At 70.9% G+C, this 25972-nt stretch carries 33 protein-coding genes; 25 read left to right on the forward strand and 8 right to left on the reverse strand.

Annotation, left to right across the window (positions count from 1 at the left end):
• Window positions 1-20 precede the first annotated feature (20 nt).
• On the forward strand, window positions 21-2465 hold the full coding sequence (locus VGB24_RS05890; RefSeq protein ID WP_331072036.1) for a polysaccharide biosynthesis tyrosine autokinase: 2445 nt from the start codon (window positions 21-23) through the stop codon (window positions 2463-2465).
• Between the two features lie 49 nt (window positions 2466-2514).
• Here VGB24_RS05890 and VGB24_RS05895 read toward each other — a convergent pair whose 3' ends face one another.
• Together VGB24_RS05895 and VGB24_RS05900 are read right to left on the reverse strand one after the other, a co-directional pair.
• A complete protein-coding gene (locus VGB24_RS05895; protein ID WP_331072037.1) occupies window positions 2515-2811 on the reverse strand; it encodes a type II toxin-antitoxin system RelE/ParE family toxin in 297 nt (98 codons plus the stop codon).
• On the reverse strand, window positions 2808-3050 hold the full coding sequence (locus VGB24_RS05900; RefSeq protein ID WP_331072038.1) for an addiction module protein: 243 nt from the start codon (window positions 3048-3050) through the stop codon (window positions 2808-2810). The genes VGB24_RS05895 and VGB24_RS05900 overlap by 4 nt, the downstream gene beginning before the upstream one ends.
• 233 nt (window positions 3051-3283) lie before the next feature.
• Between VGB24_RS05900 and VGB24_RS05905 the strand changes: the two genes are divergently transcribed.
• The 22 genes from VGB24_RS05905 to VGB24_RS06010 all read left to right on the forward strand — a co-directional run bounded on the left by VGB24_RS05905 (window position 3284) and on the right by VGB24_RS06010 (window position 20277).
• Entirely contained in the window at window positions 3284-4027 is a 744-nt protein-coding gene (locus VGB24_RS05905) for a YebC/PmpR family DNA-binding transcriptional regulator (RefSeq protein WP_331072039.1), read from the forward strand.
• Window positions 4024-4590 carry a crossover junction endodeoxyribonuclease RuvC gene (gene ruvC / locus VGB24_RS05910; RefSeq protein ID WP_331072040.1) on the forward strand — a complete coding sequence of 189 codons (567 nt, stop codon included), beginning with the start codon at window positions 4024-4026 and terminating at the stop codon, window positions 4588-4590. Before VGB24_RS05905 ends, ruvC begins: the two co-directional genes overlap by 4 nt.
• A complete protein-coding gene (gene ruvA, locus VGB24_RS05915) occupies window positions 4587-5174 on the forward strand; it encodes a Holliday junction branch migration protein RuvA (protein ID WP_331072041.1) in 588 nt (195 codons plus the stop codon). Before ruvC ends, ruvA begins: the two co-directional genes overlap by 4 nt.
• A gap of 130 nt (window positions 5175-5304) precedes the next feature.
• Complete coding sequence (gene ruvB / locus VGB24_RS05920; protein WP_331072042.1) at window positions 5305-6393, forward strand: Holliday junction branch migration DNA helicase RuvB; 1089 nt, start codon at window positions 5305-5307, stop codon at window positions 6391-6393.
• On the forward strand, window positions 6390-7436 hold the full coding sequence (queA, locus tag VGB24_RS05925; RefSeq protein WP_331072043.1) for a tRNA preQ1(34) S-adenosylmethionine ribosyltransferase-isomerase QueA: 1047 nt from the start codon (window positions 6390-6392) through the stop codon (window positions 7434-7436). The genes ruvB and queA overlap by 4 nt, the downstream gene beginning before the upstream one ends.
• A 125-nt stretch (window positions 7437-7561) precedes the next feature.
• On the forward strand, window positions 7562-8026 hold the full coding sequence (locus VGB24_RS05930; protein WP_331072044.1) for a hypothetical protein: 465 nt from the start codon (window positions 7562-7564) through the stop codon (window positions 8024-8026).
• Window positions 8023-8214: a hypothetical protein gene (locus VGB24_RS05935; protein ID WP_331072045.1), complete on the forward strand. Its 192-nt coding sequence runs from the start codon at window positions 8023-8025 to the stop codon at window positions 8212-8214. Before VGB24_RS05930 ends, VGB24_RS05935 begins: the two co-directional genes overlap by 4 nt.
• 108 nt (window positions 8215-8322) lie before the next feature.
• Window positions 8323-9477, forward strand: a complete 1155-nt coding sequence (tgt, locus tag VGB24_RS05940; RefSeq protein WP_349263896.1) for a tRNA guanosine(34) transglycosylase Tgt — start codon at window positions 8323-8325, stop codon at window positions 9475-9477.
• Between the two features lie 34 nt (window positions 9478-9511).
• A complete protein-coding gene (gene yajC, locus VGB24_RS05945; RefSeq protein WP_331072046.1) occupies window positions 9512-9835 on the forward strand; it encodes a preprotein translocase subunit YajC in 324 nt (107 codons plus the stop codon).
• Between the two features lies 1 nt (window position 9836).
• A complete protein-coding gene (gene def / locus VGB24_RS05950; RefSeq protein WP_331072047.1) occupies window positions 9837-10337 on the forward strand; it encodes a peptide deformylase in 501 nt (166 codons plus the stop codon).
• Complete coding sequence (gene fmt / locus VGB24_RS05955; RefSeq protein ID WP_331072048.1) at window positions 10334-11275, forward strand: methionyl-tRNA formyltransferase; 942 nt, start codon at window positions 10334-10336, stop codon at window positions 11273-11275. The genes def and fmt overlap by 4 nt, the downstream gene beginning before the upstream one ends.
• The gene (locus VGB24_RS05960) at window positions 11262-11897 is read left to right on the forward strand and encodes a thiamine phosphate synthase (RefSeq protein WP_331072049.1); all 636 of its coding nucleotides are present in this window, start codon (window positions 11262-11264) and stop codon (window positions 11895-11897) included. Before fmt ends, VGB24_RS05960 begins: the two co-directional genes overlap by 14 nt.
• On the forward strand, window positions 11890-12117 hold the full coding sequence (thiS, locus tag VGB24_RS05965; protein WP_331072050.1) for a sulfur carrier protein ThiS: 228 nt from the start codon (window positions 11890-11892) through the stop codon (window positions 12115-12117). The genes VGB24_RS05960 and thiS overlap by 8 nt, the downstream gene beginning before the upstream one ends.
• A 131-nt stretch (window positions 12118-12248) precedes the next feature.
• Window positions 12249-13055 carry a thiazole synthase gene (locus VGB24_RS05970; RefSeq protein WP_331072051.1) on the forward strand — a complete coding sequence of 269 codons (807 nt, stop codon included), beginning with the start codon at window positions 12249-12251 and terminating at the stop codon, window positions 13053-13055.
• Window positions 13056-13060: 5 nt separating this feature from the next.
• Window positions 13061-14365 carry a 16S rRNA (cytosine(967)-C(5))-methyltransferase RsmB gene (gene rsmB, locus VGB24_RS05975; protein WP_331072052.1) on the forward strand — a complete coding sequence of 435 codons (1305 nt, stop codon included), beginning with the start codon at window positions 13061-13063 and terminating at the stop codon, window positions 14363-14365.
• Window positions 14362-15288, forward strand: coding sequence for a PASTA domain-containing protein (locus tag VGB24_RS05980; protein WP_331072053.1), 927 nt, complete (start codon window positions 14362-14364; stop codon window positions 15286-15288). The genes rsmB and VGB24_RS05980 overlap by 4 nt, the downstream gene beginning before the upstream one ends.
• Window positions 15289-15334: 46 nt before the next feature.
• A complete protein-coding gene (locus tag VGB24_RS05985; RefSeq protein ID WP_331072054.1) occupies window positions 15335-15880 on the forward strand; it encodes a TlpA disulfide reductase family protein in 546 nt (181 codons plus the stop codon).
• On the forward strand, window positions 15877-16854 hold the full coding sequence (locus tag VGB24_RS05990; RefSeq protein WP_331072055.1) for a hypothetical protein: 978 nt from the start codon (window positions 15877-15879) through the stop codon (window positions 16852-16854). The genes VGB24_RS05985 and VGB24_RS05990 overlap by 4 nt, the downstream gene beginning before the upstream one ends.
• Window positions 16851-17894 carry a tRNA (adenosine(37)-N6)-threonylcarbamoyltransferase complex transferase subunit TsaD gene (gene tsaD, locus VGB24_RS05995; protein ID WP_331072056.1) on the forward strand — a complete coding sequence of 348 codons (1044 nt, stop codon included), beginning with the start codon at window positions 16851-16853 and terminating at the stop codon, window positions 17892-17894. The genes VGB24_RS05990 and tsaD overlap by 4 nt, the downstream gene beginning before the upstream one ends.
• An 85-nt stretch (window positions 17895-17979) precedes the next feature.
• Window positions 17980-18876, forward strand: coding sequence for a metallophosphoesterase family protein (locus VGB24_RS06000; RefSeq protein WP_331072057.1), 897 nt, complete (start codon window positions 17980-17982; stop codon window positions 18874-18876).
• Window positions 18863-19048 (forward strand): hypothetical protein, encoded by a 186-nt coding sequence (locus VGB24_RS06005; protein ID WP_331072058.1) that lies wholly within the window; start codon window positions 18863-18865, stop codon window positions 19046-19048. Before VGB24_RS06000 ends, VGB24_RS06005 begins: the two co-directional genes overlap by 14 nt.
• Complete coding sequence (locus VGB24_RS06010; protein WP_331072059.1) at window positions 19045-20277, forward strand: hypothetical protein; 1233 nt, start codon at window positions 19045-19047, stop codon at window positions 20275-20277. Before VGB24_RS06005 ends, VGB24_RS06010 begins: the two co-directional genes overlap by 4 nt.
• Before the next feature lie 80 nt (window positions 20278-20357).
• On the opposite strand, the gene VGB24_RS06015 is transcribed toward VGB24_RS06010, so the two are convergent.
• The 5 genes from VGB24_RS06015 to VGB24_RS06035 form a co-directional block, all read right to left on the reverse strand.
• Window positions 20358-20759: a response regulator gene (locus tag VGB24_RS06015; protein WP_331072060.1), complete on the reverse strand. Its 402-nt coding sequence runs from the start codon at window positions 20757-20759 to the stop codon at window positions 20358-20360.
• 122 nt (window positions 20760-20881) lie between these two features.
• Window positions 20882-21139, reverse strand: a complete 258-nt coding sequence (locus VGB24_RS06020; protein WP_331072061.1) for a DUF5985 family protein — start codon at window positions 21137-21139, stop codon at window positions 20882-20884.
• Window positions 21136-21393 (reverse strand): DUF5985 family protein, encoded by a 258-nt coding sequence (locus VGB24_RS06025; RefSeq protein ID WP_331072062.1) that lies wholly within the window; start codon window positions 21391-21393, stop codon window positions 21136-21138. Before VGB24_RS06025 ends, VGB24_RS06020 begins: the two co-directional genes overlap by 4 nt.
• A 4-nt stretch (window positions 21394-21397) precedes the next feature.
• On the reverse strand, window positions 21398-21781 hold the full coding sequence (locus VGB24_RS06030; protein WP_331072063.1) for a hypothetical protein: 384 nt from the start codon (window positions 21779-21781) through the stop codon (window positions 21398-21400).
• Window positions 21782-22269: 488 nt separating this feature from the next.
• The gene (locus VGB24_RS06035) at window positions 22270-23853 is read right to left on the reverse strand and encodes an amino acid permease (RefSeq protein ID WP_331072064.1); all 1584 of its coding nucleotides are present in this window, start codon (window positions 23851-23853) and stop codon (window positions 22270-22272) included.
• Between the two features lie 376 nt (window positions 23854-24229).
• Between VGB24_RS06035 and VGB24_RS06040 the strand changes: the two genes are divergently transcribed.
• Window positions 24230-25240 carry a bifunctional oligoribonuclease/PAP phosphatase NrnA gene (locus tag VGB24_RS06040; RefSeq protein ID WP_331072065.1) on the forward strand — a complete coding sequence of 337 codons (1011 nt, stop codon included), beginning with the start codon at window positions 24230-24232 and terminating at the stop codon, window positions 25238-25240.
• A gap of 69 nt (window positions 25241-25309) precedes the next feature.
• Window positions 25310-25663 carry a hypothetical protein gene (locus tag VGB24_RS06045; protein ID WP_331072066.1) on the forward strand — a complete coding sequence of 118 codons (354 nt, stop codon included), beginning with the start codon at window positions 25310-25312 and terminating at the stop codon, window positions 25661-25663.
• A 75-nt stretch (window positions 25664-25738) separates the two neighbouring features.
• On the opposite strand, the gene VGB24_RS06050 is transcribed toward VGB24_RS06045, so the two are convergent.
• Complete coding sequence (locus VGB24_RS06050) at window positions 25739-25951, reverse strand: hypothetical protein (protein ID WP_331025447.1); 213 nt, start codon at window positions 25949-25951, stop codon at window positions 25739-25741.
• Between the last annotated feature and the right edge of the window lie 21 nt (window positions 25952-25972).

Consider the following 25972-nt stretch of genomic DNA (forward strand, 5'->3'; position numbering starts at 1 on the left):
TCCCCTTCAGCCGGTCTCCCGTGCCTGAATTCCAAGGCAACCGCCTTCTGCCCGAACCCGTGCCCTCCGCGCAGCCCTCGCCGGTGCTGCGCGGCGTCCCCACGCCCGAGCGCTACGGCTCGGCGGTGGAAGAGGGCATTCCCCTGGACGAGTACGTGGCCGCCCTGCGGCGCTACGCGTGGCTGATCGTGGCCGCCGTGCTCCTTTCCATGGGCTTCGTCTGGTACAAGCTGCAGCGCCAGGTTCCGCAGTACGCCGCCGCGTCGTCGGTGCGCCTGGTGAACGCCCGCGAAGAGATGGCGGGCGACATCGCCCCCGGGCAGGTGCAGGACGCGCAGGGCTGGTACACCGACCCCATCCTGTCGCAGATCCAGCTGCTGCGCAGCCGCGCGGTCGCCGCCGAGGTGGTCGATTCGCTGGGCCTGCGGCTGAGGCCCACGTCGCCCGGGTTCCCCCGGTCGGCCATCCGGTCGATCCACGTTTCCCCCGGCGCGCCCAGCGGCGACACCGTGTCGTTTACCTTTCGGGCCGACAGGGTGGAGGCGCGGATGCGGGGGCGCGCCGTCGCGGCGGCCTACGGGCAGCCGCTGGACCTGGGCGCCGTTGCCGTCACCTTTGGCGGGCGGCCCGTTGGCGTTCCCACGGCCACGTTCCAGGTGATCAATCACCAGGAAGCCGTCCTGGGCGCCCTCGGCGCGATGAACGTGTCGCAGGTCGAGATGACCAACCACATCACGATCCAGTACGTCGCCGACGATCCCGTCCTGGCGCAGCAGGGAGCCAACGCGTTCGCGGCGGCGTTCCGCGACGTCAGCATGCGGTCCGCGCAGACGCTGTCGCGGCGGCGGCGCCAGTTCGTCGAGGAGCAGCTGCGCCAGACCGACGGGCTGCTCCTGGTGGCGCAGCGCCAGCTCAGCGACTTCCGCCGCGGCGTACGCGCCTTTTCGCCCCGTGAAAAGTTCCGGGTCACGGAGGAGGGGCTGGCCGGGTTCCGCCTGCAGCGCCAGGACCTGCTGAGCGAAAAGCAGATCTACGACCAGATGGCGCGCGGGCTGGCCAGCGGGAGCGGCCGCGAGAGCACCGAGCAGGTCGCCGCCCTGGCCGCCTCGCCCGAGGTGTCGGCCAACGCGGGGATCGCCGCGCTGTACACGACCCTGCTGCGCTACCAGGGCGACCGCGACTCGCTGACCACCGGCCGCTGGTCCCGGGCCGCCAGCAACCCCGACGTGCAGCAGCTGGATTCCCTCATCACCACCTACCGCGGCCGGCTGATGCGCGCCGTCGAGGCCCGCAGCGACGCCCTTGCCGCGCGCATCGCCGTGCTGGACCAGGTGATGTCCGAGGACGCGGCCTCCATCACGGAGCTTCCCGAGGCCGAGGCCGACGAGATGAGGCTGTCGCGCGAGGTGGAGACGCTGCAGAAGCTGGTGGACGACCTGCGGCGCGAGCAGCAGGAGGCACGCATCGACGAGGCGGTGCAGGCGGGGCAGGTGGACATCGTGGACCTGGCCATGGACCCGGGTGCGGTCATCGACCCCGGCACCAAGCGCCGGCTGTTGTTCGCCCTGCTGATCGGCCTGATGCTGGGCGCCGGCGGCGCGCTGGTCCTGGACCGGCTGAACACGGCCATCAGCCGCCGCGAGGACGTGGAGACGGCCATGCGCGCGCCGGTGGTGGCGGTGATCCCCCGCCTGGGCGAGCCGCCGCGCGCGGCCAGCCGCCTGGGCAAGGCCAAGCTGCTGGGGCGCGGCGGCGAGCCGGAGCGCACCGAGCAGCTGGTGGCGGTGAACGACGTTCAGTCCGCCGGCTCGCAGGCGTACCGCAAGCTGCGCACGCACCTGATGTTTGCGCAGCACGGCATGCCCATGCGCACGCTGCTGGTCACCAGCCCCGGGGCGTCGGAGGGCAAGACCACGGTCACGGCCAACCTGGCCGCCACCTTCGCGCAGCAGGGGCTGCGCGTGTGCGTCATCGACGCCGACCTGCGCCGCGCCCGTCTTCACGGCGTGTACGGCCTGCCGCGGGCGCCGGGGCTCACCGAGGTGCTGCTGGGCGAGGTGCCGCTCGACGAGGCGCTGCGCCCCTCCAAGGTCGACAAGCTGCACGTGCTGGCCGCGGGACGGCTGGTTCCCCACGTGTCGGAGCTGCTGGGCGGGCCGGGAATGGGGCGGCTGATGCGCGTGCTGAGCGGGGTGTATGACCTGGTGGTGGTCGACACGCCCCCGGTGCTGGCCGCCGCCGACGCGGAGATTCTGGGCGCCCAGTCCGACGCCCTGCTGATGGTGGTGCGCGCCGGGCAGACGGAGCGCCACAGCGCGCAGCACGCCGCCGAGCAGCTGCGCGCGGTGGGCGCGCGCATCGTGGGCATCGTGCTGAACGACCCCGACCAGAAGATCGGGGGCCACGAGAAGTACGCCTACTACTACGACTCCTACACGGACGAGGTAGAGGCGGACCGGGCGTAAGCGCGATTCGCACAGCAAGACGGGCTGTCCACGCGGGCGGCCCGTTTGCTCATCCAGCTTCCTCGTCGCGCCAGTATCCGGGCTTTCGCCGGTGATGCGCAAAGGCCAGCACGAACACGGTGTCGTCCTCCACCCGGTAGATCACGGAGTAGGGAAAGCGGCGCATCACCAGCTTCCGCTCGCCAATCCAGAATGCGGAACCGATCTCCGGCCGTTCACGGATCCGGTGTGCTGCTGCCTCGAACGCATCAGCCAGGTCGTCGCCAAGCCCTGGTTTCTCCCGGTTGTACCAGGCCGCGGCTTCCTCCAGGTCCTGCAGCGCAGACGCGGATACGGAGAGGTTCACCGTCGGAGGCGCGCCCGGAGCCGGGTCATCGCGTCCTCCAGCGGAATCATCTCCTCGCTGCCCTGCAGGTACGCCTCCCACCTGCGGTGCGCTTCACGACCCCAGGCTTCCTCCACTTCCCCGGTCCATTCCCTGGAGTCCCCACCCGCGTCGTCGAGGACCGAATGCACCAGGTCGGCGAGGACGTCCCGGGGAAGGCTCTTCAGTTCCGATCGCAATTGCTCGAGGGGAATGCTCATCGGGCACCTCTCATTGGGGTTCCTTCGAATGTAAAAGCGAACGGGGCGGGATGCACAGGGGGGACGAAAAATCGGTCCGGCCTGTGGCTCAACGGGGGCGCGCCGATGCCGTCCGGGGCGCGACGGATCCAGGGATCGGGCCCGCGCGTTGAACCGGCGTGCCCCAGAGCGTATATTGGTCGGCCTGCATTCTAACGATCATCAACGAAAGCATCAGCGACGGGAGGTGCCCGATGGCCGGGCATAGCAAGTGGAAGCAGATCAAGCACAAGAAGGCGCTCACCGACAACCGTCGCGCCGCCACCTGGACCAAGAAGATCCGTGAGATCACCGTCGCCGCCAAGGAAGGCGGCGGCGATCCCGCGGGCAACCCGCGGCTGCGCCTGGCCATCGACACGGCCAAGTCGGTGAACATGCCCAACGAGAACATCGAGCGCGCCATCAAGAAGGGCACCGGCGAGCTCGAGGGCGTGAACTACGAGGAGATCACCTACGAGGCGTACGGCCCCGCCGGCGTCGCCATCATGATCGAATCGCTCACCGACAACGGCAACCGCACCGTCGCCGACATCCGCCGCTGGCTCTCGCGCAACGGCGGCAACCTGGGCAGCTCCGGCAGCGTGGCCTGGATGTTCGACCGCCGCGGCCAGATCTCCATCGACGCCGCGAAGCACGACGAGGAGACGGTGATGATGGCGGCGCTGGACGCGGGCGCCCTGGACGTGGAAACCGGCGAGGACGGCCACACGGTTTTTACGGAAGTCGCCGACTTCCACGCCGTGCAGGACGCGCTCCGTGCCGCGGGCATCGAGTGGGAAGACGCCGAGCTGGCGATGGTCCCCAAGACCGAGATCCGCGTCGAGGGCGCCGACGCCGAGCAGCTCGTCAAGCTGCTGGAACTGCTGGAAGAGCTGGACGACGTGCAGAAGGTATACACCAACGCCGACCTGGACGCCGACGCCCTGGCAGGGGTGTGAGCCTGGGCCTTCCCCCGTCCGAGTCCGTGGTGCTGGGGGTGGACCCCGGCACCGCGGTCACGGGATACGGCGTCGTCCGCCGGAGCGCGGACGGCGCCCTTTCGCTGCTGGAATGCGGCGTCGTCCGCACCGACACAAAAGATGACCTCGCGGACCGGCTGCGGGTGATCTTCGAGGGGCTGTCGGAAGTCATCGAACGTACGAAGCCCGCGGTCGTCTCGGTCGAGGGCGTGTTCTACGCCAAGAACGTCCGCACGTCCGTCGTGCTGGGCCACGCCCGCGGCGCCGTGCTGCTGGCCGCCGCGCTCAAGGGGCTGCGCGTGGCCGAGTACCCGCCCGCCGAGGTGAAGGCCGCGGTGGTGGGCGCCGGCCGCGCGACCAAGGACCAGGTGGGGCTGATGGTGCAGCGCCACCTGAAGCTGCGCGAGGTTCCCCGTCCCCACGATGCGGCGGACGGCGTGGCGCTCGCGCTCACGCACTGCTTCCGCGGCTTCGGCCCGCAGCTCAAGGCGCCGATTCCCCTTACGTTCGCGAACCTGCAGAAGCTGGGAGGCCGCCGATGATCTCGCGCATCCGCGGCGAGCTGATCGTCCGCGACCTGGAACGCGTGGAGGTGATGACCTCCGGCGGCGTGGCGTACGAGATCGCCATCCCTACGACCGTGTTCGAGCGCCTGCCGCGCCTGGGCGAGCAGGTGACCATCCGCACCTATCACCTGGTGCGCGAAGACGCGGTGATGCTCTTCGGGTTCCTGGACGACACCGAGAAGACCGTCTTCACGCGGCTTCTGGGCGTGAACATGGTGGGGCCGCGGCTGGCCCTCGGCCTTCTCTCGGCGCTGACGGCGGAGCAGGTGGTGCGCGCCGTACGCGAGCGGAACGCGGCGGCGCTGACGGCGGTGTCGGGCGTCGGCAAGAAGACGGGCGAGCGCATCGTCCTGGAATTGACGGGCAAGCTGGACGACATCGCCTTCGCCTCGTCCGCGCTGGGCCAGCGCGCCCCCGCCGCCGAAGAGGCCCTGCGCGCCCTCACCGCGCTGGGCGTCACCACGGCGGACGCGGACCGCGCGGTCCGGTCGGTGGTGCAGGAAAAGGGCAGCCTCTCCGCGCCGGAGCTGATCCGTGAGGCGCTGGCGCGGCTGAAGTAAAGCCGGGCAGCCCCGATCCCCTTGCGCCCCTTGGCGGAAGGGGATCTTCGCGTAGAACACTCTGGTGCGATCCGAAGAAAAGCCGTACATTGTTGACGGACGGCATTCCACGACCCGGAACCATCGCCCGATGTCCCAGCAGCAACCGCGCTCCGAGATCACCACGCCCGCCGCGCTGACCGACGAGGAAGGCAGCGAGCTCAGCCTGCGCCCGCAGCGCCTGGCCGAGTTCATCGGCCAGGACAAGGTCAAGGAGTCGCTGCAGATCGCCATCGACGCGGCGCTCAGCCGCCGCGAGCCGCTGGACCACGTCCTGTTCTACGGCCCGCCCGGGCTGGGCAAGACCACGCTGGCGCTGCTGATGGCCCGCGAGCTGGGCGTCAACATCAAGATCACCGCCGCCCCGGTGCTCGAAAAGCCGGCGGACCTGGTCCGCGAGCTGACGACGCTGCGCGAGGGCGACATCCTGTTCATCGACGAGATCCACCGCCTGCGTCCCATCATCGAGGAGTTCCTGTATCCCGCGATGGAGGACTGGCGGATCGACGTGCGCCTTTCGGACGGGCCGCATGCGCAGATGATCTCCATGCCCATCGAAAAGTTCACGCTGATCGGCGCCACCACGCGCTACGGCCTGCTCACGCCGCCCATGCGCGCCCGCTTCGGCATCGTGCAGCGGCTACACTACTATCCCGTGCAGCACCTGGCCTTCATCGTGGAGCGCACGGCCGAAATCCTGGGCGTGGGGTGCGAAACGCATGGCGCGATGGAGATCGCGCGGCGCTCGCGGGGCACGCCGCGCGTGGCCAACCGGCTGATGCGACGGGTGCGCGACTACGCCCAGGTGCGCGCGGATGGCGTGATCACCCGCGACGTGGCCGATGCGGCGCTGCTGATGCTGGACGTGGACGAGTTCGGCCTTGACGAGATGGACACGCGGGTGCTGCGCAGCATGATCGAGCAGTTCGGCGGCGGGCCCGTGGGGCTGAACACCCTGGCCGTGGCCATCGGGGAGGACGCCGGGACGCTGGAAGAGGTGTACGAGCCCTTCCTCATCCAGAACGGCTTCCTGATGCGCACGCCGCGCGGGCGGGTGGCGACGGCGCTGGCCTACCGCCGCTTCGGCTACGCCCCGCCGGTGGACGGCGCCGGCGCCAACCTCCCCGGGATGTTCGGCGGGGCGGCGGGACCGGTGCAGCCCAACCTGTTCGACGCGTGACGGAGCGCGCGTTCCGCACGTCGGACTTCGATTTTCACCTTCCGCCGGAGCAGGTGGCCCAGGCCCCGGCGGAGCGGCGCGACGCCAGCCGGCTGCTGGTGGTGGACCGCTCGACCGGCGAGCTGCACCACCGCGTCTTTTCCGACCTGGTCCAATACGTGCCCGCGGGAGACACCCTCGTGCTCAACGAGACGCGGGTCTTTCCCGCGCGCCTGCTGGGGCGCAAGGCTACGGGCGCCGCCGCCGAGGTGCTCCTCCTGCACCCGCACGGGGGCGAGGAAATGGTGTGGACGGCGCTCGTGCGCCCCGGCGCCAAGCTCAAGCCCGGGCGAACGGTGGAGGTGGGCGAGGAGCTTTCGGTGGAGATACTGGACTCCACCCCCGGCGGCGAGCGCATCGTGCGGCTGGTGACGCCGCTGCCCCTGGCCGACGCGCTGGACCGCTACGGCGAGGTGCCGCTGCCGCCCTACGTGGAGCGGAGCGCGACGGAGGCGGACCGCGAGCGCTACCAGACGGTCTACGCGCGCGAGCGGGGCTCCGTCGCCGCGCCCACCGCGGGCCTTCACTTCACCCCCGAGCTGATCGCGGCGTTCCAGGCCAGGGGCGTGCGCATCGCCCGCCTGGTCCTGCACGTCGGCGTAGGCACCTTTCGCCCGGTGGAGGCCGAGGACCCCGCCGAGCACCGCATGCACTCCGAGTGGTACAGCGTGTCGGCCGAGGCGGCGGCGGCCGTCAACGAGACGCGCGCGGCCGGCGGCGCCATCTGGGCCGTCGGCACCACCGTCGTGCGTACGCTGGAGTCCGCGGCCGCGGACGACGGACGGGTGCACGCGGGTGAGGGGTGGACCGACATCTTCATCCGCCCGCCGTACCGCTTCAGGGCCGTTGACCACCTGGTCACCAACTTCCACCTCCCGCGGAGCACGCTGCTGATGCTGGTGTCGGCTTTGGGAGGGTACGAGCTGGTGATGGCGGCGTACCGCGAGGCCGTAGAGCGCGGATACCGGTTCTTTTCCTACGGTGACGCGATGGTCCTCCGGTGACGGCTTCCGGATGGTGGTCGAAAGTGTCCTAAATACCCATAAACAAACCACTTGCGCAACGGCGGACCGGCGATCATCATTCGTCCGGTCCGTTTGCATTTCTGCTCACCCGAGGGACGGGGACCATGAATCCGATGCTCAGGTGGTTCGTCTTCACGATCGCGTTCGGCCTGCTGCCGTTCGGGGTTTCGGTCCTCCTGCAGCTGCTGAGCGGGCGGGCAGCGTTGGTTCCGCACTCGCCGGCTCTGCTCTTCTTCGCGGTGATGATCTGCGCGGCTCAAGTAGGCGCCATCTTCAGTTCCTTCCTGGACGCACAAGGCTCGGACAACCGCGAGATCCTGAGCCCGCTCTTCGGGATTTTCCTTCTTGGTGCCGTCTTCTCGGCGGCAATGTACGGCGTGTACATGCATCATGATCTCAACGATCCTGGCCTGCGGTGGAACACGAGTTGTTCACGTCCTGGCGTGAAAGTGGACGGTTGTTCGCAGTGGCTGATTTTTAGCGTGAACCTGTTTACTTTGTCTGTTTGGGTGGCCGCGTTCGCGGGTGTCCTGGGTACCTGGTCTGAGTGGACAAGGAGCAGAGGATGAGCACGGAAACGTACTACCAGCTAGTCCTGATCGTCGGCTGGAGCGTCCTCGGTGTGATGGGCGCGATCGGCCTGTGGACGGTTTTCCTGGTGATGCGGGAAGATCGTGCGCGGGCGCGGGATGCGACCGTACGCCAGGAGCGGCGCATTGGAGCACCCGACCGGCGGGCGCACGCCGAGACGCGCTGACGGGGCGGAATGCAGGTCGCGCCTTGCCGTGGCCCCCCGCATCCGCCAAACTACCGGCCTGCCGACGCATGCGGGTGACGGCGCGGGTTTGACCAGGGGAGGCGCAGTCTGTTCGAGTTCCAGATCCATGCGACCGAGGGCGCCGCGCGCACGGGCACGCTCACGCTGCCCCACGGGCAGGTGCAGACGCCCGTGTTCATGCCCGTCGGCACGCAGGCGACGGTCAAGACGCTGACGCCCGCCGAGGTGTCGGGGCTGGGGGCACATATCATCCTGGGCAACACCTACCACCTGTACCTGCGCCCCGGGCACGAGCTGGTGCGCGAAATGGGAGGGCTTCACCGCTTCCAGGGGTGGGACGGGCCCATCCTCACGGACTCGGGCGGGTTCCAGGTGTTCTCGCTCTCCGACATCAACACGATCGAGGAAGAGGGAGTCACCTTCCAGAGCCACATCGACGGCTCGCGCCACCTGTTCACCCCCGAGCGGGTGATGGAGATCGAGCGCGCGCTGGGGGCCGACATCATCATGGCCTTCGACCAGTGCCCGCCGGGACAGTCGTCGCGCGAGGTGGCGACGGAGGCGTACGAGCGCACCCTGCGCTGGCTGGAGCGCTGCCGCCGCCGCTTCAGCGAGCTGCCGGGGGAGGACCCGGAAGGCCCGGTGCAGACGCTGTTTCCCATCGTGCAGGGCGGGGTGTACCAAGACCTGCGGCGCGAATCGGCGCGGGCGACGCTGTCGGCGGGAGACTGGCACGGCATCGCCATCGGCGGCCTTTCCGTCGGCGAGCCCAAGCCGAAGATGCACGCGATGCTCGAAGCGGTGCAGCCGGAGCTTCCGCCCGCGCTGCCGCGGTACCTGATGGGCGTGGGCTACCCCGACGACCTGCTGGAGGCCATCGCCCGGGGCGTAGACATGTTCGACTGCGTGGCCCCCACCCGAAACGGGCGCAACGGCGCGGTGTGGATCGCGGGCGAGGGGCAGGCGAACATCAAGCAGCACCGCTTTCGCGCCGACCCGGGGCCGCTGGACCCCGAGTGCGACTGCTACACCTGCCGCACCTACACGCGGGCGTACCTGCGCCACCTGTTCGTGGCGGGCGAGGGGCTGAGCATGCGGCTTCTCTCCATCCACAACCTGCGGTTCCTGGTGCGGCTGGCGGAAACGTCGCGCGAACGGATCGCGGCGGGCGACTTCACCTCGTGGAGCCGCGCCTGGCTGGACCGCTTTCACGCGGGCAAGGCGGCCCGCGCCAGTGCCTGAATCGCGGCACATCAACTCACGGCCGACCGGATCGATGGACATCCTACTTCTCGCGCAGGCTTCGGGGCAGGGGCAGGGCAGCTCGCTGTTGGGGTTCATGCCCATGCTCATCATCATCGTCATCTTCTACATCGTCTTCTTCGTTCCGCAGCGGCGGCAGCTGAAGGCGCACCAGGAGATGGTGAACAGCCTGCAGCGCGGCGACCAGGTGGTCACCGCGGGCGGGCTGATCGGCGAGATCACGGGGATCAAGGACGACCAGGTGCAGGTGAAGAGCGGGCAGTCGACGGTAGTGGTCGAGCGCTCCAAGATCGCCCGGCGCACCGGCCCGGCGACGGCGGGCGCGGAAAAGAAGTAGCATGCCCGTCCTCGAGATCGAGACGCTGGGCGCCGAGGTCCTGCGCCGCCGCGCCGAAGAGGTGCCTGCGCCCGGACCGGAGCTGGATCGCCTGGTGCAGGACATGTTCGAGACCATGTACGACGCCCACGGCATCGGACTGGCGGCGCCTCAGGTGGGCTTGGGGATGCGGCTGATCGTGGTGGACGTGGCCGAGGAAGGCGCCCCGAAGATGGCGCTGATCGACCCGCGGATCGTGGAGTCGGGGGGCGGCACGGAGCGGGTGGAGGAGGGGTGCCTTTCCATCCCCGGCGTCACCGGCTCGGTGGACCGGCCGGCGACGTGCGTGGTCGAGGGGCTGGACACGCAGGGCAACCCGGTGCGCATCGACGCCGACGGGATGATGGCGCGCTGCCTTCAGCACGAGATCGACCACCTGGACGGGGTACTGTTCATCGACCGCCTGTCGCCCATCAAGCGCTCCATGCTGGTGAAGAAGTACCGCAAGCTGGCGAAGCCGTGAAGGTCCTGTTCTGGGGCACGCCGGCCTTTGCGCTTCCCGCGCTGCGCGCCCTGTGCGAAGAGGGCCACGACGTGGTGGGGGTGGTCACGCAGCCGGACCGGCCGGCGGGGCGGGGACGGGCCGTGGCCCTGTCGCCGGTGAAGCAGGAGGCGCTGGAGATGGGCGTGCCCATCCTGCAGCCGGAGCGGGCGCGCGGTGACGAGTTCGTCGCGCAGGTCCGCGCGCTGGGGCCCGACATCTCGGTCGTCGTCGCCTTCGGGCAGATCCTGCGGCCCGAGGTGCTGGAACTGCCACCGCTGGGGTCGGTGAACATCCACGCTTCGCTGCTGCCGGAGCTTCGCGGCGCGGCGCCCATCCAGTGGGCCATCGTTCGAGGCCACGAGTCGTCGGGCGTTTCCATCATGCGCATGGAGGCGGGGCTGGATTCCGGCCCCGTGCTGCTGCAGGTGGAAGAGCCCATCGAGTCCGACGAGTCCGCCAGCGAACTCGCCATGCGCCTGGCCGAGGTGGGCGCCGAGGCGCTGGTGGAGGCGCTGGCGCTGATGGAGGCGGGCGGGCTGGATGCCCTGCCGCAGGACCACGCCCGCGCCACGTACGCGCCCAAGGTGGACCGCGAGGTGGCGCGCCTGGACTGGTCGCGCCCCGCGGACGAGGTGGCGCTGTGGATCCGCGGGATGGACGACGTGCCGGGTGCCTGGAGCCCGCTGGGCGACCGCGGGCCGGTGAAGCTGTTCCGCCCCCAGGTGGTGCCCGAAGCGGCCGGCGCGCCGGGCGAGGTGCTGGAGGCGGACGGGCAGGAGGGCGTGCTGATCGCCTGCGGCAGCGGCGCGGTGCGGGTGCGCGAGGTGCAGCCGCCGGGGAAGCGCCGGATGGGAGCGGGCGAATGGGTGCGCGGCCGCGGCGTGGCTGCGGGCGACCGGTTCGGTGGCGAGGCCTGATTCCCTTCCGCCGCTCCACGTCGTCGCCGACGACGAGGTGGTGGCCCGGACGGACTTCGTGGATTGCGCGCGGCTCATCCTGGCGATGGGGGGGCCCGACATCGTGTTCCACCTTCGCGCGCCGCGCGCGTCCGGGCGCCGCCTGCACGACCTCGCCCGCGTGATCCGTGACGCAGTCGGCCGGCGCGCGGTGCTGCTGGTGAACGACCGGATCGACGTCGCGCTCGCGGCGGCGGATGGCGCGCAGGTGGGTGCACGCGGAGTGCGGGTGCGCGACGCGCGGCGACTGCTGGGTCCGGATCGGCTCCTCGGTGCCTCCGTCCACTCGGCCGCCGAGGCGATCGACTCGGTAGCGGAAGGAGCGGACTTCGTCGTCGCGGGGACGATCTGGCCGACCCCGTCGCACCCGGGACGGGAAGGCGCCGGGCTCGGGCTGATCCGGGAGATCGCGTCATCCGACATTGCCGTGGTCGCGATCGGCGGGGTGACGCCGGAGCGGGCAGCGGAGGCACGCGGGGCGGGGGCGTCCGGGATCGCGGTGATCCGCGGCGTGTGGGACGCGGTGGATCCCGCCGAGGCGGTCCGCGAATACCTGGAGTACTGGAAGGGAACCGATGTCTGACACGCTGGTGGCGGGGGGAATCACGGTGCGGGTGAACGGCGACGAGCGCGCCATTCCCGCGGGGCTGACGGTCGATCGCCTGCTGGAGCACCTGTCGCTGAACCCGCGCATGGTCGTGGTGGAGCGCAACTGCGAGATCCTGCGCCGCGAATTGCTGGCGGAGACGATCGTCCACGAGGGCGATTCTCTGGAGCTGGTCCACTTCGTCGGCGGCGGCTGATCGACCGAAGCGCACACGAATTCTCCCCCTCTCCCGCTTGCGGGAGAGGGGGCCGGGGGGAGAGGGCAGCCGAGGCATGCGCCGGCGCCGATCGAAGCGCCCCGACCTTCGCACTCACGCACTGAAGTCCGATGTCCGAAGCACTGCTCGAAACCCCCACCGCGCTGGACACGCCGCTGGTGATCGCCGATCGCCCGCTGCGCTCGCGGCTGATGCTGGGGACGGGAAAGTACCGCACGAACCCGGAGATGGTGGCCGCCATCGAGGCGTCCGGGACCGAGGTGGTAACGGTCGCCGTCCGCCGCGTGGACCTGGACCGGACGAAGGAGGAAGGCGTTCTCCATCACCTGGATCCCAACGACTACCTGCTGCTTCCCAACACGGCCGGGTGCTACACGGCCGAGGACGCCATCCGCTACGCCCGCCTGGCGCGCGCCGCCGGCTTCACCAACTGGGTGAAGCTGGAAGTGATCGGCGATCAGGAGACGCTGCTGCCTGATGCCGAAGCCACCCTGCGCGCCGCACGGGAGCTGGTGGCAGACGGCTTCGTCGTGCTCGCGTACACGAACGACGACCTGATCACGGCGCTGCGGCTGGAAGACGCGGGATGCGCGGCGGTGATGCCGCTGGCCTCGCCCATCGGCAGCGGGCTGGGGCTGGTGAACCCGTACAACATCCGCACGATCAAGGCGCGCCTGTCGGTGCCGGTGATCGTGGACGCGGGCGTGGGCACGGCGTCGGACGCGGCGGTGACGATGGAGCAGGGCGTGGACGGCATCCTGATGAACACCGCCGTCGCCGAGGCGCGCGACCCCGTGCGCATGGGCCGCGCGATGGCGCTGGCGACGGAGGCGGGGCGCCTGGCGTACCTGGCCGGCCGCATGCCGCGGCGCGAGCGCGCGGTGCCGTCGTCGCCCCTGGCCGGCATGCTGGACTGAACGGAATGGCGGCACAGCCGACGGTCACCCGGCAGGCGGCGCTGGAAGCGCTGGCCCGCGTGCGCGAGGGCGAGCTGGGCGACCGCGCGCTCGACGCGGCCACCGAGGGGCTGGACCCGCGCGACCGGGCGTGGACGCAGGAGCTGGTGTACGGCACCTTTCGGCTGCAGGGGCGGCTGGACCACATCGTCGACACCTTCGCGCGCGACGGGGCGGCCAGCCTGGACCCCACGGTGCTCGACGTGCTGCGCCTGGGCGCGTACCAGCTGCTGGAGATGGGGAGCGTTCCCGCGTACGCCGCCGTCTCCGAGTCGGTGGAGCTGGTGAGGATGGCGGGGGTGCCGCGCGCCTCGGGGTTGGTGAACGGCATCCTGCAGAACCTGCGGCGCCGCCCGGAGATCGTGTACGCGTCGTTCGATGAGGATGCGGCCGGTTTCCTCTGCACCTGGGGTTCGCACCCGCGCTGGCTGGTGGAGCGGTGGATCGAGCGCTGGGGCCCCGAGCAGGCGCGGGTTCTGGTGGAGGCGAACAACCGGCGGCCGGAGCTGTACATCCGGCCGCTGGGCGTCTCGACGGACGAGGCGCGGGCGCGGCTGCGGGCGGCGGAGATCGAATCCACCCCGGTCGACTTCGCGCCCGACTCGCTGCACGTTCCCGTCGCCCCCGTCGCGGAGGTGCTGACCGCGGTGCCCGCGGTGGTGCAGGACCCGGCGGCGGCCCTCGTCGTCCGCTACGCCGACGTCGCGGAGGGCGCCACGGTGCTGGACGTCTGCGCGGCGCCGGGGGGCAAGGCGCTGGGGCTGGCCGAGCGCGCGGGGCGGGTCGTCGCGGCGGACCTGTCGCGCCGGCGGATGCGGCGGGTCACCCAGAACTCCGCCCGCCTGGGGTGGGACGACCGCATCGGCGTGGTGGTGGCGGACGCGCGCCGGCCCCCGTTCCGCGCGGCGGACGCGGTGCTGCTGGACGCGCCCTGCACGGGGACGGGAACGCTGCGCCGGCACCCCGACGGGCGCTGGCGGGTGACGCCGGAAGACCTGGAAGCCCTGGTGCGGCTGCAGGACGAGCTGCTGGCCGCGTCGGCGGAGCTGGTGCGCCCCGGGGGGCTGCTGGTGTATTCCACCTGTTCGCTGGAGCGGGAGGAGAACGAGGTGCGAGTGGAGCAGTTCCTTGGTGCGCGCCCCGGGTGGGCGCTGGAGGCGACGAACGCCGTGGACGGGTCCGTGCTGGATGAGGCCGGGCGCCTGTGCGTGCTGCCCCAGCGCCACGGCGTGGACGGCGCGTTCGCGGCGCGGCTGCGGAGGCCCGCGTGAGCCGCAAGCCTCCGCGCTACTACGCGCGCGTCCGGCCGCCGCCGCGCGGCTGGCACCGCGAAATCCCCGGCCGCGTCCGGCGGTACTTCGACGAGCGGCGCCTGCAGAAATACGTGCTGATCACCGGGCTGTCGATGTTCGTGGTCGGCTACCTGGTGATGACGTTCCTGTTCTTTCCCGGCTTCGGGCGCTCGCCCATCGTCACCGTTCCGGACCTCACCGGGCGCACGGCCGGGCAGGCGGAGCGCGCCGTGGAGCGGCTGGGGCTGGAGATGCTGCGCGGCGGGCAATTGCCCAACCCGCGCGTGGGCCGCGGGCGCGTGCTGATGCAGACGCCCCTGCCCGGCGAAGAGGTGGCGCGCGGCACGCAGGTGCGCATCGTGCTCAGCTCGGGGGCGGAGACGCGCGTCGTGCCCTCCATCAAGGGGCTTTCCCGCGCGGACGCGGTCGGCCTGCTGCAGCGCTACGGCTTTCGCGTGGCCGTCCGCAACGTGCTGCACCGCAGCGAGGAGGGCAGCATCATCGGCCTGCGGCCCGAGGCGGGAAAGCCGGCCTCGCTTCCCGGGCCGGTGGAGCTGCTGATCAGCGCGGGGCCGCCCAGGGTGCTGGTGCCCAGCGTGGTGGGGCTGCTGCAAGGCGACGCCCAGGCGCGGCTGCAGGCGACGTCGCTGAGCGCGGGCCGGGTGGCGTACGATCCGGCGTCCGCCGAGCCGGCGGGAACGGTGATCGCCCAGTCGCCCGCGGCGGGCGACAGCCTGCGGATGGGCAGCTCCGTCCGGCTCACGCTGGCGGGCGAGGATCCCCGCCCGCCGCCGCCGCCGGTCGCCGACACGGTGGCCGTGGATTCCGCCGCGGCGGAGCCCCCGGCGGAGGAGCCCATTCCGGAGCCCGAGCCTGACCCGGACGAGCCTCCGCGGCGATAGGCCGGCGGGGACGAGAGACACTGAACAGCGGGACGACGGCGATACGATGGCGAAGCGGCGGCAGTGGGTGTGGTGGGTGGCGACGCTGGGGGTGCTGGCGGCCCTGCTGGCGGCGGGGTGGAGTGCGCGCCACCGCTTCCTGCCGATGGACGTAGGCACCCGCGCCCCCGACTTCCAGGCGGTGGACCTGCAGGGGCGTGCCGTGTCGCTCTCGTCCCTGCGCGGGCAGGTGGTGCTGGTGAACATCTGGGCCACGTGGTGCGGCCCCTGCCGCGACGAGATGCCGTCGATGGAGCGGCTTCACCGCGAGCTGGGCCCCCGCGGCCTGAAGATCGTGGCCGTCAGCGTCGACAAGGCCCCCACGGGTGCGAAGGAGCTGCAGGCGTTCGGCCGGGAGCTGGGGCTTACGTTCACCGTCTGGCACGACGCGTCCGGCCGCATCCAGCAGACCTACCGGACCACGGGCGTGCCCGAGTCGTTCCTGGTGGGGCGCGACGGGGTGATCGTCCGCAAGGTGATCGGCGCGACGGAGTGGGACCACCCGGCGCAGGCCGACCTCGTGCGCCGACTGCTGGCCGAGGGCCCCGCGTGAAGCGGTCGCTGGCCCGCAGCCTCACCTACAACTGGCGGCTGAAGCTTTCCGCCCTGGCGCTGGCCGTGCTCATCTGGGCGGTGGTCAGCGCCGAGCAGGTCACCAGCCAGTGGATTCCCGTCCGCGTGGACCCCGTGGTGCGCGATCCGGAGTTCGTGGTGACCGCCCCGGCCGAACCTGCCGTCGTGAGCGTGCAGGTCACCGGGCCCGGCCGCGAGCTGTGGGAGCTGGCCATCAACCGGCCCACGCTGGTGCTCTCGGTCCGCGACGTGGGCGAGCGGCGCACCTTCGGGCTGGACCCGTCGATGGTGCGGCTTCCGCAGGGGCTGGCGGTGCGGGTGAGCGACGTGCGGCCCTCCGTCGTCACGCTGGGGCTGGAGCGGCTGACCAGCCGCATGGTGCCCGTCCGCGCGCGCATCGGTGGGCGGTCCACGCAGTACTTCGTGATCGGCGAAGACCTGGTGATCGTTCCCGCCGAAGTGCGGGTGACCGGCCCGGCGGACCGCCTCGCGACCCTGGAGGCGCTGACGACGCGCAGCTTCGACGTGGTGCCCGACGACTCCACCTTCAGCCTCGAGGTGGTGCTCGACACGGCGTCGCTCGACGGGCTGAGCTTCGCCCGCACCCGCGTGCGGGTGAGTGGAACGGCGGACCGGCGCGTGGAGCGTACGGTGGGGCCGATCCGCGTCTCCGTGCCGGACGGGCTGCAGGCGCGGCCCGCCGAGGTGGCGGTCCGTCTTTCCGGGCCCGAACGTGCCCTTCGACGGGTGTTTCCGGGCGAACTGCGCGCCGTGGTCCACCGCGATTCGCTTCCGCCGGACCTTCCCCCGATGGGGGCGGATGCGCGGGTGGTCGTCGAGGGGCTGCCCGCGGGCGTGGCGGCCACGGCCGTTCCGAACCGGGTGCGGGTGCTGCCCCCGGGCGTCGCGCGCTCCACGGCCAATCCTGCGCCCGCGGCACAGGTGCCCCGGTGAGCGAGCCGCTGGTGCTGGCGATCGAGACCAGCTGCGACGAAACCTCCGCGGCCGTGCTGCGTGGCGAACGCGAGCTGCTGGGCCACGTGATCTTCACGCAGGACATCCACACGCTGTACGGCGGCGTGGTGCCGGAGCTCGCCTCGCGCGCCCACCTGCGCACCGTGGACGACGTGGTCGCGGGCGCGCTGCGCGAGGCCGGCGTGGGGCTCGAGGACGTGGACGTCGTCGGCGTGACCGCGGGGCCGGGGCTGATCGGCGCGCTGCTGGTGGGCGTCGCCTGGGGGAAGGCGGCGGCGTGGGCCGCGGGCAAGCCGGTCGTGGGCGTGCACCACATGGAGGGGCACCTGTTCGCCACGCACCTGGAGCACCCGGGCGCCGAGCCGCCGTTCGTGGCCCTCCTGGTCTCCGGCGGCCACACCATGCTGCTGTGGGTGCCCGCCTGGGGCGAGTACAAGCTCCTCGGCGCCACCCGCGACGATGCGGCGGGCGAGGCGTTCGACAAGGCGGCGAAGATCCTGGGGCTGCCGTACCCCGGCGGCCCCTCCATCCAGCGCGCCGCGGCGGAGGGTGACCCCACCCGCCACCCGCTGCCCCGTCCGCTCCTCAACCGCGGTGAGCGCCCGGGAGACCGCGAGTACTACGACATGTCGTTCAGCGGGTTGAAGAACGCCCTGCGGCTGCTGGTGCGCGGCCTGGAAGGGGACGGAAGGCTGGCGGACGAGGTGCCGCACGTGGCCGCCTCGTTCCAGGCCGCGGTGGTGGACGTGCTGGTCGCCAAGACCATGCGTGGCGTACGCGAGATGCGCTGCCCGCGCGTGGTGCTGGGCGGGGGCGTCGCCAACAGCCGCGCGCTTCGCGAGGCGCTGGCACATCGGCTGGGGGAGAAGGGCCAGCTGTACGCGCCCTCGCCGCGGCTTTCCACCGACAACGCCGCCATGATCGCCCGCGCCGCGCTCTTCCGCTGGCGGCGCGGCGAGGTGGGAGGGCTGGAGCTGAACGCCCGCGCGGACCTGCCGTTTCCGGGGCTCACCCGGTGACGGAACCCGCGGTGGCACGGGGAGTGAAGGAAAGCACCGGAGGTTACGGAAGTCACCACGTCACGACAGTCACTCCAGGGCCGGCTTGATCTCGCTTCTTCACGTCTCGGACCTTCACTTCGGCCCGCCGCACCACCCCGAGGTGGCGCGGGCGCTGCACGCGTTCGCGCACCGGCTGCAGGCCGACTGCATCGTGGCGTCGGGCGACTTCACCCAGCGCGCCACCGACGAGCAGTTCGCCGAGGCGCGGGCGTTCCTGAATACGCTGCCCGGCGTTCCGCTGATCGTCACCCCGGGGAACCACGACGTGCCGCTGATGCGGATCGCCGAGCGGGTGCTGGACCCGTATCGCTACTACCGCAGGCACATCCTGCCGGAGCTGGATACCGTCACCGACATCCCGGGGGCGCGCATCGTCGCCATCAACTCCACCGCGCCGCTCAAGGCCACGGTCAACGGCCGCATCCACCAGTGGCAGATCGACTTTGCGCGCGAAGCGTTCCAGGGGGTCGCCGACGAGACGTACCGCATCGTGGTGGCCCATCACAACTTCGCGCCGCCGCCCGACTGGGAGGGCGCCGACGCCATGCCCCAGGCCAGGCGCGCGCTCGACGCGTTCACGGCCATGCGCGTGGACCTGATTTTGGGCGGCCACCTGCACCGGGCCTACATCGGCAACTCGCTCGACGTGTACGCCGGGGCGGACCGCGAGCACGGCATCGTCATCGCGCAGAGCGGCACCACCACCTCGCGGCGCGGGCGCGCGCGCGAGCGGGAAAAGAACTCGCTGAACGTGCTGAAGCTGGATGACAAGCACATCCGCATCACGCACTACATGTACTTCGACGACGCGGGCGACTTTCTGCCCACCAGCCGCCACCTGTTCTACCGCCGCGGCCGGCCGCCGCTGGACGACGAGGGCGAGGTGACCAAGGCGCTGTGGATGGACGACCGCAAGGAGGTGCGCGATGCCGCGGTATGAGCGCCGCCGCCTGTCGCGCGGCGAAGAGATGAAGGCGGTGGGGATGGCGGCCGGCGTGGCGGCGGGCATCGGCGCGGCGGCGTGGTACGTTGCGCGGATCTTCCTGGCGCGCGAGCGGGTGGACGGCGCCTCCGCGCCCTCCCCCGCGCCCCTGCCGGAGGCCGGGGGATGAAGAGGAACCGGGCCGTCCGCCTGTTCACCTGGGGCCTGGGCGGGGTGCTGCTGGGCGTGGCGCTCGCGGTGCTGGTGCTGAACATCGTCGCGCGCACCCAGACCGGGCACGAGTTCGTGCTGCAGCGCACCCTGCGCGCGCTGGGCAAGGGGCTGAACGGTGGCCAGCTGAACGTCGCGCGGATCGACGGCAACCTGTTCGAGGGCGCCAAGCTGTACGGCGTTTCGCTCAAGGACCGGCAGGGCCGCGCCTTCATCCTGGCCGACAGCGCCTACCTGGACTACGACGTCAGGACGCTGCTCTCGCCGCGCATCCACATCACCCGGGCCACGCTGTACGAGCCCGAGGTGTACGTGTTCAAGCTGCCCGGCGACTCGCTGTGGAACTACCAGGCGATCTTCGCCGCCGACCCCACCCGCAGCGATACGACGAAGCGCGTGGAGCGCATCACGCTGCTCGACACGCTGCGGATGATCGACGGCGTTGTGCGCGTGCAGAACGTGTGGAAGCCCGATTCCACCCTTTCCGCCCGCGCCCAGCAGGCCGAGATCGCGGCGGCGCTCTCCGACACCTCCGTGGTCCTGGTGAACCGCGTGGGCGGCGGGTACATCCGCACCATGAACTTCCGGCGGATGAACGGGCGCCTTTCCCGCGTGCGCTTCGCGCCGGGAACGGTCTCCGGCTCGCGCATCCACATCGATTCGCTGCGCACGGAAGCGCAGATCTTCCGGCAGCCGGTGCAGCTGCACCACAGCCAGGGGACCCTCGCGCTGCTGAAGGGGCACATCGAGTTCGACGTCCCCATCGTGCGGCTGCGCAACTCGCTGCTCGCCACCTCGGGGGTGGTTCGCACGGACAGCTTTCCGCGCTGGTTCAACCCCGCCTTGGCGCCCATGTACGACGTGGCGTTCCGCACCGACTCGGTGGACTTCGGCGACCTGCGCTGGCTGTACAAGCGCTTCCCCGAAGACGCGTCGGGCAAACTCTCGCTGCGCATCGAGTCGCGGCCCGGCGGCACCATGTTCCTGGCGCGCAACGCCGACGTGCGCGCCCCGGGCACGCACGTCGTCGGCAGCTTCGGGATGCAGGTGGGCGATACGCTGCGCTTCATGGACGTGGACCTGAAGGCGGAGCCCGTCCGCATCTCCATCATCGAGCGTATGCTGCCGGAGGGCCTGCCGGTGCGGGGCCTGCAATTGGGCGGGGCGGAGATCCGCGGCGCTCCCTGAGATCGTCGTCATCCACGAAACGCAGCGGGCCCGGAGGAAAGATCCTCCGGGCCCGCTCTCGTCGGTGCTCGATTTCCGGCTCAGCCGGCCGCCACCAGCTCGCCCTGCGAGGGTGCGGGCGCCAGCCGGCGCACCACGGTAAGGATGCGGTGCAGGTTGCACGGCTTGGGGAGCAGCGCGCTGAAGCCTTCTTCCAGGACGCGCGCCTCGGGCCACTTCAGGACATCCGCGGTAAGGGCGACCACGGGGATGCCGGAGGTTTCCGGAAGCTCCGCCAGCTCCCGGCGCGCGGCGATGCCGTCCATGCGGGGCATGCGCATGTCCATCAGCACCACGTCGGGCCGGGAGTCGCGCGCCATCCGCACACCCTCGGCGCCGTCGCGGGCCTGGAGCACACGGTAGCCGGCGTGCTGAAGCAGCACGCCGCAGACGGTCTGGTGGTCGGGGTCGTCGTCGACGATGAGGACGGTAACGGGCGGCATGGGCCACTTCCGCGGGCGGGCTTCCGGATGGGGGGCGGAAACAGCAATCTAGTCGCCGTTCCCAAATTGTACAATGTATTTGTAGGGTTGGGTCGTTCCACGCCGTTTTTCGCTGCCGCGGATCAGTCGCCGCCCCGGTTCTTGTCGATGATGGCGGCCAGGATCAGCACGAATGCCAGCAGGCGCACGGAGTACAGCAGCAGCTGCTCACCCGTGGGATCGGTGGTGAGCGCGAGCGCGGCCCGCTGCGCCGCCAACAGCCAGAACGCCGCCGCGAAGATTCCGAACAGGCGGTCGCGTGTGTCGCGCCAGAACCGCAGGAAGTACAGGCCGGCGACGAAGTACCCCATCACCAGCGCGCCCGAGATGAGCTGGCTCACCGCGTCTCCCATACCAGGCCGTAAAGTAGGATGGCGATTCCCGCCAGCGCCGGAAGCGTGCGCCAGACCGAAAGGTCGATGTCGGGCACCACCCGCATGTCGACCAGCAGGATGATGTTGTTCAGGGCGAGCCCCGTGAAGCACAGCCCCGACCACAGCAGCAGCCGCACCCGGTTGCGGGCGTAGCCCCGCAGCAGCAGGACGGCGCAGGCAAGGCTGGTGAGCGCGCAGAGCGCGTAGACGAGTGTCGCCATCGGGTCAGCCCTTCCTGAGCTTGAAGGCGTCGGCGAACGAGCGCACCGGGTCCGGAGGCTGGTTGTAGATCAGGTTGATGACCGCCACGCGGTGCTGGCGGTAGGCGGCGGCCAGCGCACTCACCTCGTCGCGTAGCCGGGGGCTGGACGGATGGTAGCGGTACACGGGCGTCGCGGCGCCGTTGGACCGGGCCAGGCCCAGGCCCACGAGCTGCTCCAGGCGCCGCGTGGCACCGGCGGGCACGGTGTAGATGGAACGCGCGACGTCTTCCGGCGACCAGTCCTGTTCCGGCTGCGAATGGATCAGCAGAAGCGTTTCCAGCAGCTCCGCGGACTCGACGTTGTGTGCGATGAACGCCTTTACGACGTCCGGAATCGCCTCGCTCATCCTCTCCGGCGGTAACGGGAAACGCGGTGGAACGCACCGTGGCGGCGGTCGCTGCAGATGGACGTGAGGCCGCTGCTGCCGCAAACCGCTCGATCACGGGAAGAACGGTGCCATTCGTCGGATGCGGCTCGCCTCGGCTGCCGCGGGGCCCTCACCCGGCCGCGCTGACACGCGTGCCACCCTCTCCCACAAACAGCGTGGCAAACAGCGTGGGAGAGGGGGTACACCCCAGAATCGAGCGCATCAGGCCAGCCGAAGCGCAATCGATTCTCCCCTCTCCGCATGCGCAGCATGCGGGGAGGGGCCGGGGGAGGGGCCCACCCGGAGCATGAGCCACCGCCGGTGGAAGTGCATGTCGGCCCAGCCCATCACTCCTGGCACCGGCACTCCGCCGCACACCGGGCTGGCTCGCTTCCATGGCAAGAAAACCGCCCCTCCCCCGGACGCCGGGGGAGGGGCGGTCTTCCATCCACAATGCAGCGGGACGGTTACTTCTCGTCCGTGTACGTCGGGCGCGGAGGCGTGTCGACGTGCGCCTGGTGGTGCGTGCGCTGCACCACGCTGTGCCGGCGGCCGTACAGGAAGTAGATCGCCAGGCCGATGGCCAGCCACAGGAACAGCCGCTCCCACGCGATGCGCGGCAGCCCCGTCATCAGGTACACGCACGACAGGATGCCCAGGATGGGGAACAGCGGCACGAAGGGCGTCTTGAACGGACGCGGGCGGTTCGGCTCCTTCACGCGCAGGTACCACACGCCCGCGCACACGATGCTGAACGCCAGCAGCGTGCCGATCGACACCAGGTGCCCCAGCTCCGAAACGTCGTAGTAGCCCGCCAGGAACGCGCAGACCAGGCCCACCAGCGCGCTGCTGATGTGCGGCGTGCGGAAGCGCGGGTGCAGGCGGCTGAACACCGGCGGAAGCAGGCCGTCGCGCGACATCGTGTAGAAGATGCGCGGCTGGCTCATCAGCATCACCAGCATCACCGACGAAAGACCGGCGATGGCGCCCACCTTGATCCACGGGGCCAGCCAGGTGTAGCCCGTGGCGTCGATGGCCACCGCGATGGGCTCGCCCACGTTCAGGCGCGGGTACTCCACGATGCCGGTCATGATGCCCGACACCAGGATGTACAGGATGGTGCAGATGATCAGCGAGCCCAGGATGCCGATGGGCATGTCGCGCTGCGGGTTCCGCGCTTCCTGCGCCGTCGTGGACACCGCGTCGAAGCCGATGTAGGCGAAGAAGATCACGCCGCCCGCGGCGATGATGCCGTTGAAGCCGAACGCCCCCGGCCCGGTGCTCTGCGGGATGAACGGCGTCCAGTGGTCCATCGACTGTCCCCAGTGGGTGAGGACGTAGTAGCCGCCCGCCAGGATGAACGCCGCCACCACGGCCAGCTTGATGGCCACCGCGAAGTTGTTGAAGCGCGCCGACTCCTTGATGCCCGTCACCAGCAGCACCGTCACGGCGAAGATGCCGAGCGCCGCGATGATGTTGAAGCCGCCGTTCGCCTGCGGAAGGCTGTCGATGCTCACGCCCTGCGCCGCCAGCGACTGGGTGAGCTCCTCGGTCTTGCGCACCCAGGTGTCGGAGCCCGGGGCCTGCACCAGCTCGCCGGCCGGGTTGGTCAGGTAGGGCGGAAGGATGACGCCCAGGTCCTTGAGGAACGAGTTCACGTACCCCGACCAGCCCGCCGCCACCGTCGCCGCGCCGAACAGGTACTCCAGGATCAGGTCCCACCCGATGATCCACGCGATCAGCTCGCCCAGCGTGGCGTAGCCGTAGGTGTACGCGGAGCCCGCGATGGGGATCATGGACGCGAACTCGGCGTAGCAGAGGCCGGCGAAGACGCAGGCGATGCCGGCGAACACGAACGCCAGCACGATCGCGGGCCCCGCGTGCTGCGCGGCCGCCGTGCCCGTGAGCACGAAGATGCCGGTTCCGATGATGGCGCCGATGCCCAGCGACACCAGGTTCAGCGGGCCGAGCTCGCGTTTCAGGCTGTGCTCGCCTTCGGAAAAGGCGTCCGCCTGCAGCTCGTCGATGTTCTTGCGGGCGAAAAGACTCATGACTGCTCCGGTGTGGGCGGACTCCGGTCCGCCGCGGGGGGTGGAGTGTGATGTACCGCGCCGGGCGGGCGCGTGCTTCCAGCGGCCATGGGCCGCGCTCGGCCGTGTGTAGCTCCGCCCCCTGGGCGGGCGGGGGGTTCTCCCGGAGACGGGGGAATCGCGATCCAGCGTTGATGATGCTGAAGCGCATGAATGTAAGCGGCGTGCGGCTCCGGTCAAGCATTCGTTCGAAGCCCCTCCCAAAATCGTCGCGTTCCGGCGCGGCGCGGACGCGCGCCCGGTGTTGCGTCCGCATTGCGCCTCCGCCCCCGCGCGCGTTAGTGTGCCGCTCCGGGGCGGCCCCGCGCCGCCCGCGAACCCCGCGTGCGCGAGTTCCATGTCAGAGCTGCTGGCCGTTCCCGAGTCCCGCGCCTTTCCCCTGCGCCGGCTGCTGCAGCCGCTGCTGGGCGCCCGCAGCGTGGCGCTTCACACGCACGTGCACGCCGACGGCGACGGGGCCGGCTCGCAGGCGGCGCTGGCGGCGTGGCTGGAGGGGCGGGGCATCCGCTGCACCATCGTGAACCCCACGCCCTTTCCCGACTCGCTGCGCTTCGTGCTTCACCGCCAGGACGTAGTGGCCGACCTGGGCACCCCCGAGGCCGAGGCGGCCCTGGACGAAGCCGACCTGTTCCTGGTGCTCGACACCAGCGAGCCGGAGCGCATCGGCAAGCTGGCGCAGCGCATTCCCCGCGACCGTACGCTGGTGGTGGACCATCACCCCGCGGGGAGCGAGGTGGTGGGCGACGTGGCCGTGCAGGACCCCACCGCCGCCGCCACGGGCGAGATGGTGTACGACATCATCACCCTGTCGGGCGACGCCGTGCCCCAGGCGTCGGCGCTGGGGGCGTACGTGGCGCTGGTCAGCGACACGGGCTCCTTCCGCTTCGGCAACACCACGCCGCGGGTGCTCGCGGTGGCCGGCGAGCTGATGACGTTGGGCATCGACCCCGAGGTGGTGTACCGCCGCCTGTTCGCCACCGCGCCGCGCCGCCGGCTGGAGCTGCTGCGCGAGGCGCTGGCCACCCTGGAAAGCGACGACCGCGTGGGGTGGATGGTGGTGCCGCACGAGGTCACCCGGCGGCTGGGCGTGTCCGGCGAGGACTTCGACGGGCTGATCGAGCACGTTCGCTCCATGGAGGGAACGGAGGTGGCGCTGCTCTTCCGCGAAACCGCCCCCGGCGAAACCAAGATCTCGTTCCGCTCCAACGGCGCCGCCGACGTCAACCGCATCGCGCGCGAGTTCGGCGGGGGCGGGCACGTGAAGGCGGCGGGCGCCAACGTCCACGAAGCCGCCACCACCCTGGTTCCCCGCGTGATCGACGCCGTCCGCCGCGCTCTCCGCGGCTGAACGGCCCACCCTTCCGGCGCTCCGCGAACCGCGCGCGAGCGCCGTCTTCACCCCCTCCGCCACACGCCCATGACCGTACCCTGCCGCCAGTGCAGCACCCCCGTAGATCCCGCCGCCGCCGTCTGCCCCGTCTGCGGCGCGGCCAATCCCGGCCAGCGCCACGGCCCGCCTCCGGGCCCCGCCGCCGCCGCCTCGTACGCCGGCGTGCAGCGGACCGGCCCCGAGCAGGTGGTCATCACGGGTGTCGAGATCCCGTTCGGCAGGATGGTGATGCTGATCCTGAAGGTGATGATCGCGTCCATCCCCGCGTACATCCTCCTGATGATCATTTTCCTGGCGATCTTCGCCGTGCTCGGCGGGATGGCGGCCGCGATGATGCCGGAGCTGTTCAGCGGAGGCGCGGGGGGGATGGAGGGGCTGTAATCCGCCCGCATGATGGCGAAGGGGGCGCATCCGGCTGACCGGATGCGCCCCCTTCGCACTCTCCCCGTCCGGCCGCTAGAAGTCGCGGTACGGGCGGCGCTTGGCGTAGTTGTAGGCGGTGATGGCGGCGATCACGTGGGCCACCCATCCCAACAGCCCGCCCGTTCCCAGCCACAGGCCGGGGGTAAAGACGAACCAGAACAGCGCGCGGAACCATGCGCCGTTGTACAGCTGCCCCAGGCCGGGGATGAAGAAGCTCAGCAGAGCCGCAAAACCGGGATCACGCACGGTATCCTCGCTTTCGTATTC

The sequence above is a fragment of the Longimicrobium sp. genome, assembly GCF_036399935.1.
In the GTDB taxonomy this organism is placed as follows: Bacteria; Gemmatimonadota; Gemmatimonadetes; order Longimicrobiales; family Longimicrobiaceae; genus Longimicrobium.

Bases quoted from the DNA above. Each gene is read 5' to 3' on its own strand.
- VGB24_RS05935 (WP_331072045.1), top strand. From the start codon at position 8,023: ATGAGCACGGAAACGTACTACCAGCTAGTCCTGATCGTCGGCTGGAGC.
- yajC (WP_331072046.1), top strand. From the start codon at position 9,512: ATGGACATCCTACTTCTCGCGCAGGCTTCGGGGCAGGGGCAGGGCAGC.
- VGB24_RS05985 (WP_331072054.1), top strand. From the start codon at position 15,335: ATGGCGAAGCGGCGGCAGTGGGTGTGGTGGGTGGCGACGCTGGGGGTG.
- thiS (WP_331072050.1), top strand. From the start codon at position 11,890: ATGTCTGACACGCTGGTGGCGGGGGGAATCACGGTGCGGGTGAACGGC.
- ruvB (WP_331072042.1), top strand. From the start codon at position 5,305: ATGTCCCAGCAGCAACCGCGCTCCGAGATCACCACGCCCGCCGCGCTG.
- VGB24_RS06030 (WP_331072063.1), bottom strand. From the start codon at position 21,781: ATGAGCGAGGCGATTCCGGACGTCGTAAAGGCGTTCATCGCACACAAC.
- VGB24_RS05900 (WP_331072038.1), bottom strand. From the start codon at position 3,050: ATGAGCATTCCCCTCGAGCAATTGCGATCGGAACTGAAGAGCCTTCCC.
- def (WP_331072047.1), top strand. From the start codon at position 9,837: ATGCCCGTCCTCGAGATCGAGACGCTGGGCGCCGAGGTCCTGCGCCGC.
- ruvA (WP_331072041.1), top strand. From the start codon at position 4,587: ATGATCTCGCGCATCCGCGGCGAGCTGATCGTCCGCGACCTGGAACGC.
- VGB24_RS06025 (WP_331072062.1), bottom strand. From the start codon at position 21,393: ATGGCGACACTCGTCTACGCGCTCTGCGCGCTCACCAGCCTTGCCTGC.
- VGB24_RS05930 (WP_331072044.1), top strand. From the start codon at position 7,562: ATGAATCCGATGCTCAGGTGGTTCGTCTTCACGATCGCGTTCGGCCTG.
- VGB24_RS06045 (WP_331072066.1), top strand. From the start codon at position 25,310: ATGACCGTACCCTGCCGCCAGTGCAGCACCCCCGTAGATCCCGCCGCC.
- VGB24_RS06010 (WP_331072059.1), top strand. From the start codon at position 19,045: ATGAAGAGGAACCGGGCCGTCCGCCTGTTCACCTGGGGCCTGGGCGGG.
- VGB24_RS05905 (WP_331072039.1), top strand. From the start codon at position 3,284: ATGGCCGGGCATAGCAAGTGGAAGCAGATCAAGCACAAGAAGGCGCTC.
- VGB24_RS06035 (WP_331072064.1), bottom strand. From the start codon at position 23,853: ATGAGTCTTTTCGCCCGCAAGAACATCGACGAGCTGCAGGCGGACGCC.
- VGB24_RS06015 (WP_331072060.1), bottom strand. From the start codon at position 20,759: ATGCCGCCCGTTACCGTCCTCATCGTCGACGACGACCCCGACCACCAG.
- rsmB (WP_331072052.1), top strand. From the start codon at position 13,061: ATGGCGGCACAGCCGACGGTCACCCGGCAGGCGGCGCTGGAAGCGCTG.
- VGB24_RS05970 (WP_331072051.1), top strand. From the start codon at position 12,249: ATGTCCGAAGCACTGCTCGAAACCCCCACCGCGCTGGACACGCCGCTG.
- VGB24_RS06005 (WP_331072058.1), top strand. From the start codon at position 18,863: ATGCCGCGGTATGAGCGCCGCCGCCTGTCGCGCGGCGAAGAGATGAAG.
- VGB24_RS06040 (WP_331072065.1), top strand. From the start codon at position 24,230: ATGTCAGAGCTGCTGGCCGTTCCCGAGTCCCGCGCCTTTCCCCTGCGC.